Genomic DNA, 12,532 nt, shown 5'->3' on the forward strand with positions numbered 1-12,532 from the left:
GCACGTGCGGCATACCCTGGCGGCATGTCCGACCAGCCACTGGAGAACGTCCGCCTGCGCTCCACCCTCGAGAACCTGCCCGCCTACGTCCCCGGCAAGCCTGCGGCCGACGACGGCATCGTGCGGTACAAGGTCTCCTCGAACGAGTCCCCGTTCGCACCCGTCGACGCTGTCCGCGACGCCGTGATCGCCTCCCTCGACGGGGCGCACCGGTATCCGGATGCGGCCGCCCTGGCGCTGCGCGAGACGCTCGGCGTGAAGCACGGCGTGGACCCCTCCCAGATCGCCCTGTCCACCGGATCGGTCGCCGTCTCCGGCGACCTGGTGCGTGCCGTGATGGGGGAGGGGGACGAGGTGGTCTTCGCCTGGCGCTCCTTCGAGGCCTACCCGATCCTCGTCGGCTCCCACGGCGGGGTCCCCGTCCCGGTGCCGCTGACCGCGAGCGGTGAGCACGATCTCGCGGCGATGGCCGCGGCGATCACCGACCGCACCCGCCTGGTGCTGCTGTGCACCCCGAACAACCCCACCGGTCCGTCGCTCTCGACCGAGCAGGTCGAGGAGTTCCTGGCACAGGTCCCCGACCACGTGGTGGTCGCGATCGACGAGGCCTACCGAGAGTTCCACGACCCCGCCACCGTGCTCGGCACCGCGGGGATCTTCCGCCGCCACGGCAACGTGGTGCTGCTGCGCACCTTCTCCAAGCTGCAGGGGCTGGCCGGCCTACGGATCGGCTACGCCGTCGCTCACCCACGACTCGCCCGGGCGCTGGGCCAGGTCACGGTGCCCTTCGGCGCGAGCGTCCCCGCACAGGCCGCGGCGCTGGCAAGTCTGGACCCCGCGGTGCAGGAGGAGCTCGAGCGCCGCGCGGAGTGGATCCGCTCCGAGCGCTCGCGGGTGCTGCACGCGCTCGCCGGCCAGGGCTGGGAGCTGCCCGTCAGCCAGGGCAACTTCGTGTACTTCCCGCTCGGCGAGGACTCCGCGGCCTTCGCCGAGTTCGCCGATGCGCGAGGTCTCGTGCTGCGGGCCTACGGCACTGACGGGGTGCGTGCCACGATCGCCGAGCAGGAGGCGAACGATCTGATCATCGAGGTCGGCGGGGCCTGGCGCGAGCGCTGAGCAGGCCGTCCAGCCTGCCCAGCACCAGCACCTGTGCAGGCTCGACGCCGGCGCGAGATGCGGCATCGCACCCCGCGCCCGGCACTCCCCGCACCAGGCGGTGAAGCGCTCAGCGCACGACCTCGTCGGCCTCTCCGCGCATCCCGATCCGCTCGGCGACGTAGTCGATGTCCTTGTCGCCCCGGCCGGAGAGGTTCACCAACAGGTGTGAGTCGGCGGGCAGCGACGGGGCGATGCGGATCGCGTGGGCCAGAGCGTGCGCGGACTCGAGCGCCGGGATGATGCCCTCGGTGCGGCTGAGCTGCTGGAAGGCCTCCAGCACCGCCTCGTCGCCCTCCTTGACGTACTCGACCCGGCCCAGCCTGTTGAGGTGTACATGCTGCGGGCCCACCCCGGGGTAGTCCAGCCCGGAGGCGATCGACTGGACCTCTGCGGCTTCCCCGTCGGAGTTCTGCAGCACCAGGGTGTCCATGCCGTGCAGCATCCCGGGGGTGCCGAAGGTCATGGTCGCCGCGTGCTGGCCGGGCTCGTCGCCCTGGCCGCCGGGCTCGACACCGATCAGGCGCACCTCGCGGTCCTCGAGGAAGCCGGTGAAGGCGCCCATCGCGTTCGAGCCGCCGCCCACCGAGGCGATCACCGCATCCGGCAGCCGCCCGTGAGCGGCGAGGAGCTGGGCCCGCGCCTCGCGCCCCACCACGGACTGGAAGTCGCGCACCATATCGGGGAAGGGGGCAGGCCCCACGACCGAGCCGATCGCGAAGAGGTATCGGGCAGGGTCTGCCGCGTAGACGGCGAATGCCGAGTCCACGGCCTCCTTGAGGGTCTGCTGACCGACCTCGACGGAGACCACCTTCGCGCCCAGCAGACGCATCCGCACCACGTTCGGGTGCTGCTTGGCGACGTCCACCGCACCCATGTGGATCTCGCATTCGAGCCCCACCAGGGCTGCGGCCGTCGCGAGCGCCACGCCGTGCTGGCCGGCGCCGGTCTCGGCGATCAGGGTGCGCTTGCCCATCCGCTTCGCGAGCAGCGCCTCGCCGATGGTGTGGTTGATCTTGTGCGCGCCGGTGTGGTTCAGGTCCTCGCGCTTGAGGTGGATGCGAGCGCCGCCGAGGGCACCGGAGAGGCGATCCGCGCTCGAGATCGGGGAGGGTCGGCCCACGACGTCCCGCAGCAGGCGCGAGTACTCGGTGTAGAACTCCGGATCGTGGCGTGCTTCCTCATAGGCCGCGGCAACCTCCGCCATCGGACCCACCAGCGGCGGTGGCAGGACCGCACCGCCGAACTCCCCGAAGCGGCCTCCGGTGTTCCCGGCGAACTCGGGGGAGTGGGTGAGGGTCGTGGCCTCGGCGAGGGTGTGAGGCTCATGCGCCGCCGGAGCGGCTGAGGCGGCTGAGCTGGAGGCGGCGGGCGCCGATGCTGCCGGGACGGGGATATCCGAGGAAGGAGTGTCCGACGATGCGGCGGACGAGACGGTGCTGGTCATGAGGGTTCTCCGATGTACGGGCCCGTCGCGGGCTGCTCCATTGCAGAAAGAAGCCGCCCGGCAGTGGGCGGCTTCTGTGTCAGCACATGCGACAGGGGACCGCCCTCAGACGGCCCACCAGCTGATCTTCGCGATGCGCATGGCACGGACAATAGCCCAGAGCCAGGGCGTCACGGTGCCAAGTCCACCGTGGTAGCCAGGAGTGGCTGGGCGCAGTGAGGGCCGCCATGTCAGGGCCTCACGCCGGGGACAGGATCGTGAGCCCCTCGATGGCGGCGGCCTCCGCCTGGCGAGTGTCATAGGTCAGCAGAGTGCCCGCCTCCGCGGTCAGTGCGGTCGCGACATGAATCGCATCCAACGTCCCCAGATGGGGAAAGCTCAACCGGCCCGCGAGCGCGAGGATGCCCTCGGTGAGTCGAAGGGTGTGGAACGGCCGCAGCACAGGCTCTACCCGGGACGCCTCGAGGCCGAGACGGATCGCCAGCCGCCGCAGCTCGACCGTGGCGATCGTGGAGATCGCGAACTGTGTGCCCGCCTGCCCTTGGGTAACCAGATGGGCGCGGAGGGGATCAGACTCGGGCTCCTCCACGAGGAGCTTGGCGAGTGCGGAGGTGTCCAGATGGATCATCGATCGCCACGCAGCTCGCGGAGCGCGTCACCGGCGGACTCCTGGATCTGCGCTCCGGGAGGGAAGGAGAAGTCGCCGGAACCCTCGCGCAGGACCAGCCCGTCGAGTGGCTGCTCGGAAATGGGGGAGACCACAGCGACCGGGGTTCCGCGCGTGGTCACCCGGAACGACTCTCCCTGGGTCACCTGGCGCAGGACGGCGGCCGAGTCGTTCCTCAGCTCGCGCTGACTGATCGTCTTCATGCGACCATTGTAGCGTTCGTGTAGCACTTGTGTCGGCCCCGTGGGGACGGCTGTCCACCCGTCCACTTCGGCTGCCCTGGGCGGACATCACTACCGCCGAGGTGCCTCGCACCGATAGCCTCGGAGGTGGTCGGGACCCAGCCGCTGCGGGAAGGGCGCCCGAGGCATCCGGTCCGACTGCCCGACGACTGCCCGACTTTGCCGAAGGACCATCCATGAGCACGCCCCCCGCGCCCGCCCCCGCACTCGGAGGGCCCCGCGCGTACCTGGTGTGGATCGCGGCCGTGACGGCCTACTCGATCGCGGTGCTGCAGCGCACCACGATGGGGGTCGCGGGGCTCGAGGCGGCGGACCGCTTCGGCGCCTCGGCGACCATCGTCTCCAGCTTCGTGGTGCTCCAGCTCGGCGTCTACGCCCTCGCGCAGGTCCCTGCCGGCATGCTGCTGGATCGCTACGGCTCTCGCGTCACCCTGGTCTCCGGGGCGCTGCTGATGGGCATCGGGCAGCTGCTGATGGCGCAGACCGAGACCGTGGGCACCGCGATGATCGCCCGGATCATCCTCGGCGCCGGTGATGCGCTGACCTTCTCGAGCGCGATCCGCCTGGTCCCGGCCTGGTTCCCTCCGGGACGGGTGCCGCTGCTCACCCAGCTCACCGGAATCCTCGGCCAGGTGGGACAGATCGCCTCGGCCGTGCCCTTCGTGGCGCTGCTGAGTCTCGCCGGCTGGGGCACCGCCTTCACGTCGGCCGCCTCCCTCAGCGCGGTGGCCGCCCTGCTGGTCCTGCTGGTGGTGCGGGCGAGCCCGGCCAGGATCCCGCGCCCCCGGGTGAAGCAGGATCTGCGCCGGATCCCGCAGGTGCTGGTGCGGATCATCCGCCACCCCTCCACCCAGCTGGGCTTCTTCACGCATTTCACCGCCGGCTTCACCGGTATCGCGTTCTCCATGATGTGGGGATACCCGTATCTCACCGCGGGGGAGGGGCTCAGCCGGCCTGCCGCCTCGGCGGTGATGACGGTGCTGGTGGTGGTGGCGATCATCGCCGGGCCCGTGATCGGCTCGCTCACCCAGCGCCACCCGCTGCGCCGCTCGACCCTGGTGCTGCTGATCGTGGTCAGCATCGTGGTGCCGCTGCTCGCACTCGTGTTGTGGCCCGGCCCGGCGCCGATCTGGCTGCTGATCCTGCTGGTCGCCGGCTTCTCGATCGGCGGTCCCGCCAGCAGCGTCGGCTTCGACTTCCCGCGCACGGATCTGGCCCGGCACCGGCTGGGCACCGCGACCGGGGTCGTGATCATGGGCGGCTTCATCGGCGGTCTGATCTCGATCCTGCTCATCGGCGTGGTGCTGGACCTGCTGCGGCCCGACGGCAACTACGACCTGGCGGCCTTCCGGCTCGCCTTCGCCGTGCAGCTGCCGATGCTCGCGATCGGGGTGGCCGGGATGCTGATCACGCGCCGGAACCTGCGGCGGAGGATGGCCGCTCGTGGCCAGGAGGTGCCGCTGTGGCGCGACGTCTGGCGCTCGGGCCGCTGGCGCCGGCTCTGACCCGGCCCTGGGTTGCTGAGGGCTTGCCGCATCCCAGTACCCTGACGTAGCGTTCCTCCCATCACTTACTTTCAAGGAGAAACAATGTCGTTCACGCTGGGCATCGTCGGAATCGGTCAGTTCGGCTCCCACTTCGCGGAGCTCTTCGCCGCCCATCCCGAGATCGACGCGCTCTACGCCGTCGACGCCGTGCCCGAGCGGATCGACGCCCTCGAAGCTCGGGGCGTCGCGTTCGACAAGCGATTCGACACCCTCGAGGATCTGCTGGCCTCCGACGTCGACGCGGTCGCGATCTTCACCCAGCGCTGGACCCACGGCGAGCACGCCCTGGCCGCACTGCGGGCCGGCAAGCACGTCTACTCCGCGGTGCCGATGGCGATCAAGGAGGAGGAGATCCGGGCGATCACCGAGGAGGTGCAGCGCACGGGGCTCGTCTACATGATGGGCGAGACCAGCCAGTACAACGCCGCCGTGGTGCTGGCCCGCCGCATCCACCGCTCCGGCGCCTTCGGCGAGGTGTTCTACGCCGAGGGTGACTACGTCCACGACATGGACCTCGGCTTCTACGACGCCTACAAGTACTCCGGCGGCGAGAACTGGAAGTCCACCGCGTCCTACCCGCCGCTGCTGTACCCGACCCACTCCATCGGCGGCATCCTCGGCGTGCTGGGGGAGCGGCATGCCGTGTCCGTCTCGGCGCTGGGCCGCCCCGACACCCGCGGGGACGGCGTGTTCGACAAGGACGTCTCGATGTTCGGCAACGACGTCAGCAACGCCTTCGCCCTGTTCGGCATGGACAACGGGGGCGCCTTCCGCACCAACGAGCTGCGCCGCGTGGGCTACCCCAGCCACAAGCGCGAATCCCGCTTCCGCTTCTTCGGCGAGGAATCCTCCTTCGAGGAGACCATCGACGTCACCTACTGGCACGACAAGAAGCGCGTGCTGGAGGTGACCGGGCAGATCGCCACCGGTGCGACCATGAGCCTGGACGACCCGCGCCTGGCGGACGTCTCCCCGGCCCTGCGCGACGCCTTCGTCGCGGGTGCCGCTCCCGCCCACCACCAGGAGCGCCTGCCCAAAGAGTTCCAGGGAATGCCCAACGGACACGAGGGCGCCCACCACTTCCTGGTCGACGACTTCGCCCGCGCCGTGGTCGACGGCATGCAGCCGATGGTCAACGCCTGGCAGGCGGCCCGCTACACGCTGCCCGGGGTCATCGCCCATCAGTCGATGAACCAGGCTGGCGAGCGGCTCGTGATCCAGGACCTCGGGGACTGCCCCCTGCCGGTCCAGGACCTCGATAAGGACCAGGAGCCGATCGACCTCGAGGCGCTCTACGCGGCGCAGGAGGCGGCCAAGGGATCAGCCGCCGAGTGAGCCGTGGCGGGCGGGCCGCGCGAGGGAACCCCTTCTCGGCCCGCCCGCACCCTGGAGTTCCCGGCCCGCGGGACCCTAGAGTTCAGGGCATGATCTCTCCCGATTTCCGCAAGGCAGCCCAGCACACGATTCTCTACGCCCTGGAGCGCCAGGAGGCGCTCGACGAGGCCCTCACCGACGCTCTCGGGAAGTACCGGTGGGACCTCGACCTCTCACGCCACCAGATCACCTGGCCAGGCGTCCTTCGGAGGTGGGATGCGGAGGTGTGCGGAACGAGTTCATCCTCGCGCTGACCTTCATACAGGACAGCTCGAAGTAGACCGTCCATCATCACCCTGCCGGTCGTGATCTTCTTCGTGCTGGTCCAGCGCAACCTCGCCCAGGGCATGACCGCCTGCGCTGTGAAAGGCTGAGGCATGGAACGTGCCTCGTGGGATGCCGACGTCGCGGATCTCGGCACCGTGGATGTCGGCGCCTGGGATCCCGACGCGCTTGGCGTGCTGATGGCGCCCTTCACTGGCACGACGCTGCCGCAATGGATAGGTGCGGCGCTGGATGCGGGCCTGACCTCGGTGATCCTGTTCGGCCACAACACCCCTGACGCCGGCACCGCCGGGCGCCTCGCCCGTGCAGTGCACGAGCGTGCCGAGGAGTGTGTGGTCGCGATCGACGAGGAGGGCGGGGACGTCACCCGCCTCCAGGCGCTCACCGGCTCCTCCCTCCCGACCGCCTGGGCGCTCGGGGAGGTGGACGACATCGAGCTGACCCGGGAGGTCGGCAAGGCGCTCGGGGACCTGCTCGCCGCCTGCGACCTGGACCTCGACCTCGCTCCCGTGCTGGACGTCTCCACCGACCCGGCGAACCCGGTGATCGGCACCCGCGCCTTCGGCGATGATCCCGACCGGGTCGCCGCCCATGCCAAGGCCTTCGCGACCGGGCTGATGGAGGCGGGGCTCGGCACCTGCGCCAAGCACTTCCCCGGCCACGGCGCCACCGCCACCGACTCCCACACCGCCCTGCCGCTGATCGATCTCGATGCCCGACAGTTCGAGCGCGAGCACCTCGCCCCCTGGGGGATCGCGCCCTGGCTCGACAGCATCATGACCGCGCATGTGCTGGTCCCCGCCTATGGAGTCGGCCCCGCCTCGATCTCCCCCTGGTCGCGGCCGCTGCTGGACCAAGCTGTGGGCGGCACCTACCAGGGCCTCGTGATCACCGACGCACTGGACATGGCGGCTGTCGCCACGGATCCCGGCTACGGCGAGTCCGTGGTGCAGGCGGTCGAGGCCGGCGCGGACCTGCTGTGCCTGGGCACCTCTCTGCGCCGTGATGACCAACTGATGCTCCGTGAGGCCCACGACGCCCTGCTGGACGCGATCGACAGCGGCCGGCTCCCCCGGGAGACGCTGCGCGCCCGGGCCGCGCGCACCCGCTCCCGCCTGCACTCCCTGCGCGTCCGGCGCCGTTTCGTGCCCGCCCCGGCGCTCGAGGATGCGCTGCGTCGCGCCGAGCTCCTCGGCGCCGAGGCGGCAGCCCGCGCGGTCCGGGCCCGCCACGCCTCCCTCACGCTGGACCCCGCCATGGTGGTCGACCTGCGCGTCCGTTCCCAGCACGCCTCCGGCGCCCGCTCCCAGCAGCTCGTCGACGCGCTCCGCGAGCGCGGGGTGCAGGCCGCAGAGCCCGACTATCCCGACCAGCCCGGCCCGCCCGACTATCCCGGCCCGCCCGGCCAGGTCGGCCAGAAGGGCCTGCAGAGCGCCGCCGCCCAGCTGCTCGTGATCACCCGGCTGCCGCGCAGCGACCCCGAGGAGGGGCAGCGCCTGGCCGCCCTGCTCGCCCGGAACCCCGAGGCGATCGTGGTCCACACCGGAGTGCCCGATGCCGCCCCGGACCACCGCCGCCTCGTGCTCGCCCACGGCGGCGGCCGCACCATGATGCGCGCCGCGGTCGACCTGATGCTCGGCGGACCGCGCTGAGCGGGATGCGGGTGCTCGGAATGATGTCCGGCACTGCTCACCGCTTCGCGGGAGCCCTCCTTCCGGGCCGGAGCGACCTCCTCCCGCGCCGCCCGGCTGACCATCGCGGACTGCCTGCTGATCGCGAACGGGAACGTCCATCCCGATGCCGGGCCACGGGGCTCGCCCGCACCCGGGCCGCGCTCGAGAGCCGTCGCGAGTGAGGTGAGGATCCTCCGGCTGATGACGCCCCCGCTGGCCCTCGTCATGACGAGCATCCCTGCCGTCTGCTCCCGAGGACGCCGAACCGCTGGCGACTCCCTTGACCTTACGGTCCCGTAAGTTACGCTACCCGGGTGAGTGTCTTCCGTTCCACGATCCCTGATGTCGCGGCTGAGGAGCCGATGGTCCAGCTCCTCGCGGCCGACGGCACCCGCACCCCGCACGACGAGCTCGACGCCGTGCTCGAGGAGAGCGGCCTTGCCACCCCCGAGCGGCTGCGAGGCTATTACCGCGACATGGTGATGATCCGCGCGGCCGATGTCGAGGCCACCAGCCTGCAGCGCCAGGGACAGCTCGGGCTGTGGGCCAGCGCGCTCGGCCAGGAGGCGGCCCAGATCGGTGCCGGCCACGCCTCCCGCGAGCAGGACTACCTGGTGCCCACCTACCGTGAGCACGGCATCGCCTGGGCCCGCGGGATCGAACCCTGGCGCCTGCTGGAGTCCTTCCGCGGCGTCAGCCATGGCGGCTGGGACCCCAACGAGCTGCGCACCCACCCCTACATGATCGTGCTCGGATCCCAGGCCCCGCACGCCGTCGGCTATGCGATGGGCCTGCAGCGAGACGGCGTGGTGGGCACCGGCCAGCCGGAGACCGACACTGCCGTTCTCGCCCTGTTCGGCGACGGCGCCTCGAGCGAGGGCGAGGTCTCGGAGGCCTTCACCTTCGCCGCCTCCTTCCATGTGCCGGTCGTGTTCTACACCCAGAACAACCAGTGGGCGATCTCCGTGCCCACGTCGGTGCAGTCCCGGGTGCCGCTCGCCCAGCGCTCCCGCGGTTGGGGGATCCCCTCGGTGCGGGTGGACGGCAACGACGTGCTCGCCGTGCTCGGTGCCGTGCGCATCGCACTGGACTCCGCACGGGCGGGCAAGGGCCCCGTGTTCGTCGAAGCCCTCACCTACCGCATGGCCGCGCACACCACCAGCGACGACGCCTCCCGCTATCGCCCCTCCTCCGAGGAGGAGGAATGGGCCGAGAAGGATCCGATCCTGCGCCTGCGCCGCCACCTCGAGCAGATCGGGGAGATCGACGAGGCGTACATCGCCCGCTGCGACGAGGAGGCGCACGATCTCGCCATGCAGCTGCATCACCACATCCACGGCATGGAGGATCCGGACCCGGTGGGCATGTTCACCCACGCCTATGCGGAGCCTCATCCGATCGTCGAGGCCGAGCGGGCGCAGTACCTCGAGTACGTCGCCCAGTTCGAGGACGAGCACGGCGCCACCGACGAGGATGCCGAGCAGAAGGGGGAGCGCGCATGAGCAGCACCAACCTCCCGATCGCGAAGGCGATCACCGCCGGGCTCCGTGACGCGATGACCGCGGATGACAAGGTCCTGCTGATGGGCGAGGACATCGGGGTGCTCGGCGGCGTCTTCCGAGTCACCGATGGACTGCATGCCGAGTTCGGCTCGCAGCGCGTGGTGGACACTCCGCTCGCCGAGGCCGGCATCGTGGGCACCTCCGTGGGTCTGGCTGTGCGCGGCTACCGGCCCGTGGTCGAGATCCAGTTCGACGGCTTCGTGTTCCCCGCCTTCAACCAGATCACCACCCAGGTCGCGAAGATGCACAATCGCACCGCCGGTGCGGTGCACATGCCGATCGTGATCCGGATCCCGCACGGTGGCGGGATCGGTGCGATCGAGCATCACTCCGAGAGTCCGGAGGCGCTTTTCGCGCACACCGCGGGCCTGCGGATCCTGGCTCCTGCGACCGCGCAGGATGCCTACTGGATGACCCGCCAGGCCATCGAGTGCGAGGACCCGGTGATCATCTTCGAGCCCAAGAAGCGGTACTGGGTCAAGGGCGATGTGGATCCCGACCACCGTCCTGAGCTGTCCCCGTGGGAGGCGGCGGTGGTGCGACAGGGCACCGACGCCACGCTGCTGGCCTGGGGGCCGAGCATGCCGCTCGCGCTCGAGAGTGCGGAGGCCGCCGCCGAGGACGGCATCGACCTGGAGGTCATCGACGCCCGCTCGCTGGCGCCCATCGACTACCCGACCATCGTCGCCTCGGTGAAGCGCACCGGCCGCCTGCTGATCACCCATGAGGCCCCGGTGGTCGGCGGCCTCGGCGGGGAGATCGCGGCCCGGATCTCCGAGGAGTGCTTCTACCACCTCGAGGCCCCGGTGCTCCGCGTCGGCGGCTATCACCTGCCCTACCCGCCCTCGCGGATGGAGCATGCCTACCTTCCCGACCTCGACCGGGTGCTCGACGGCGTGGACCGCCTGCTCGAGCACTGACGGAAGCGCCCTGCGCGTGAAAGGATCACGACCATGAATGCCGCCACCCCCGCAGGCTCCGCCGCCTCATCCGGCGCGAGCTCGATCGTGACGATCCCGCTGAACGACCCCGGGGAAGGCCTCACCGAGGCCGAGATCCTCGAGATCAAGGTCGCCGTGGGCGATCGCGTCGAGATCAACGCCGCGGTGGTCGAGGTCGAGACCGCCAAGAGCGCCGTCGAGCTGTCCACCCATGTCGCCGGCACCGTCGTCGCAATCCTCGTCGCGGTCGGCGATGAGGTGCCGGTGGGCGCCGGGCTGATCCAGGTCGACACCGCCGGCGGCCCGGTGCCTGCTCCCGCGCCGCGGCCCGCCGCCGGAACCCGGCCCGCCGACACGCAGCCCGCCACCGCGCAGCAGAGTTCCGCGCAGCCGAACTCTGCGCAGCCCGAGGCGGACCCGTCGGCCGAAGAGCTCGCCGCGCAGGCGACCTCGGCCAGCTCAGCTGCGTCTGCTGCGTCAGCCGCTGCGACGGAGGAGCCGAAGAACCTGGTCGGCTATGGCACCCAGGCCAGCCCGCAGCGCCGTCGGCGCCGCCTCGCCGAACCGGCCCAGTCCGATGACGGCCAGCAGGTGCCGATCGGCCGCATCCTCGCCAAGCCACCCGTGCGCAAGCTCGCCCGCGATCTCGGCGTCGCCCTGCACGATGTGCTGGCCACCGGGCCCGAGGGGACCGTCACCCGTCAGGACGTGCTGAACGCGCAGCAGCGCACCTACGGCGGTGAGGTCGACGGCGACTACTTCCCCGAGGAGTCCCCGCAGGCCCCGGAGGGTCTGGGAGGCGCCATGAAGTCCACGCGCGATCAGCCCTTCTCGGGTGTCACCAGTGATGACCGCACCACACGGGTGCCGATCCGCTCGGTGCGCAAGCGCACCGCGGAGGCGATGGTGGCCTCCGCCTTCACCGCACCGCACGTGACGGTCTTCAACGAGATCGACATGACGGGCGCGGTGCAGATAGTCAGCCAGCTGCGAGCCTCCCGTGAGTGGGCCGACGTCAAGATCAGCCCCCTCGCCGTGATCGCGAAGGCGCTGCTGGTCGCGATCCGTCGCAACCCGGAGGTCAATGCCTCCTGGGATGAGGCGAACCAGGAGATCGTCTACAAGCACTACGTGAACCTCGGCATCGCCGCGGCCACGCCCCGCGGCCTGATCGTGCCCAACCTCAAGGACGCGCATCTGATGACCCTGCGGGAGCTCGCCGAGGGCATCAGCGAGCTCGCCCGCACCGCCCGTGCCGGTCGCACCTCGCTGCGCGACACCCGTGACGGCACCATCACGATCACCAACTACGGCGTGTTCGACATCGACTCCGGCACCCCGATCCTGAACCCGGGGGAGTCCGCGATCCTCGGGGTGGGCGCGATCAAGGAGAAGGCATGGGTGGTGGACGGGCAGATCGTGCCGCGCCAGGTCGCCACGCTGTCACTCAGCTTCGACCACCGCCTGATAGACGGCGCCCTGGGCGCGGAGCTGCTCCGCGACGTCTCCGCAGTGCTGGAGGACCCCTCCCTGGGGCTTGTGTGGGGTTGAGCGACGAACTGTGCAGCTGGAGTCGTCAGCGAGCGTGCGAGTCGGCGGCGGAGGCGCGGCGGGAGGAGCTCGACCTGAAGGTGTGGGG

Annotated in this window: 11 protein-coding genes; 8 read left to right on the forward strand and 3 right to left on the reverse strand. The window is 70.7% G+C overall.

Going from position 1 to position 12,532, the window contains the following annotated elements; translation table 11 throughout:
• Positions 1-24: 24 nt before the first annotated feature.
• Entirely contained in the window at positions 25-1,116 is a 1,092-nt protein-coding gene (locus ACT3SQ_RS06300; protein WP_444600943.1) for a histidinol-phosphate transaminase, read from the forward strand.
• A 109-nt stretch (positions 1,117-1,225) separates the two neighbouring features.
• Here ACT3SQ_RS06300 and trpB read toward each other — a convergent pair whose 3' ends face one another.
• The 3 genes from trpB to ACT3SQ_RS06315 form a co-directional block, all read right to left on the reverse strand.
• Positions 1,226-2,602: a tryptophan synthase subunit beta gene (trpB, locus tag ACT3SQ_RS06305; protein ID WP_441443160.1), complete on the reverse strand. Its 1,377-nt coding sequence runs from the start codon at positions 2,600-2,602 to the stop codon at positions 1,226-1,228.
• A gap of 238 nt (positions 2,603-2,840) precedes the next feature.
• Positions 2,841-3,230 (reverse strand): type II toxin-antitoxin system VapC family toxin, encoded by a 390-nt coding sequence (locus tag ACT3SQ_RS06310; RefSeq protein WP_441443159.1) that lies wholly within the window; start codon positions 3,228-3,230, stop codon positions 2,841-2,843.
• Entirely contained in the window at positions 3,227-3,472 is a 246-nt protein-coding gene (locus tag ACT3SQ_RS06315) for a type II toxin-antitoxin system Phd/YefM family antitoxin (protein ID WP_441443158.1), read from the reverse strand. The genes ACT3SQ_RS06310 and ACT3SQ_RS06315 overlap by 4 nt, the downstream gene beginning before the upstream one ends.
• Positions 3,473-3,687: 215 nt before the next feature.
• Between ACT3SQ_RS06315 and ACT3SQ_RS06320 the strand changes: the two genes are divergently transcribed.
• The 7 genes from ACT3SQ_RS06320 (at position 3,688) to ACT3SQ_RS06350 (ending at position 12,444) form a co-directional block, all read left to right on the forward strand.
• Positions 3,688-5,016, forward strand: coding sequence for an MFS transporter (locus ACT3SQ_RS06320; protein ID WP_444600944.1), 1,329 nt, complete (start codon positions 3,688-3,690; stop codon positions 5,014-5,016).
• A gap of 84 nt (positions 5,017-5,100) precedes the next feature.
• Entirely contained in the window at positions 5,101-6,393 is a 1,293-nt protein-coding gene (locus ACT3SQ_RS06325; protein WP_441443156.1) for a Gfo/Idh/MocA family protein, read from the forward strand.
• Positions 6,394-6,482: 89 nt separating this feature from the next.
• A complete protein-coding gene (locus tag ACT3SQ_RS06330) occupies positions 6,483-6,686 on the forward strand; it encodes a hypothetical protein (RefSeq protein ID WP_441443155.1) in 204 nt (67 codons plus the stop codon).
• A 123-nt stretch (positions 6,687-6,809) separates the two neighbouring features.
• The gene (locus tag ACT3SQ_RS06335; protein WP_444592390.1) at positions 6,810-8,369 is read left to right on the forward strand and encodes a glycoside hydrolase family 3 N-terminal domain-containing protein; all 1,560 of its coding nucleotides are present in this window, start codon (positions 6,810-6,812) and stop codon (positions 8,367-8,369) included.
• Positions 8,370-8,752: 383 nt separating this feature from the next.
• Positions 8,753-9,892 carry a thiamine pyrophosphate-dependent dehydrogenase E1 component subunit alpha gene (locus ACT3SQ_RS06340; RefSeq protein WP_444600972.1) on the forward strand — a complete coding sequence of 380 codons (1,140 nt, stop codon included), beginning with the start codon at positions 8,753-8,755 and terminating at the stop codon, positions 9,890-9,892.
• A complete protein-coding gene (locus ACT3SQ_RS06345; protein ID WP_444600945.1) occupies positions 9,889-10,872 on the forward strand; it encodes an alpha-ketoacid dehydrogenase subunit beta in 984 nt (327 codons plus the stop codon). The genes ACT3SQ_RS06340 and ACT3SQ_RS06345 overlap by 4 nt, the downstream gene beginning before the upstream one ends.
• A gap of 33 nt (positions 10,873-10,905) precedes the next feature.
• Positions 10,906-12,444 (forward strand): dihydrolipoamide acetyltransferase family protein, encoded by a 1,539-nt coding sequence (locus ACT3SQ_RS06350; protein WP_444600946.1) that lies wholly within the window; start codon positions 10,906-10,908, stop codon positions 12,442-12,444.
• Positions 12,445-12,532 lie beyond the last annotated feature (88 nt).

The organism is Brachybacterium sp. AOP42-C2-15 (genome assembly GCF_052377065.1).
Lineage (GTDB): Bacteria > Actinomycetota > Actinomycetes > Actinomycetales > Dermabacteraceae > Brachybacterium.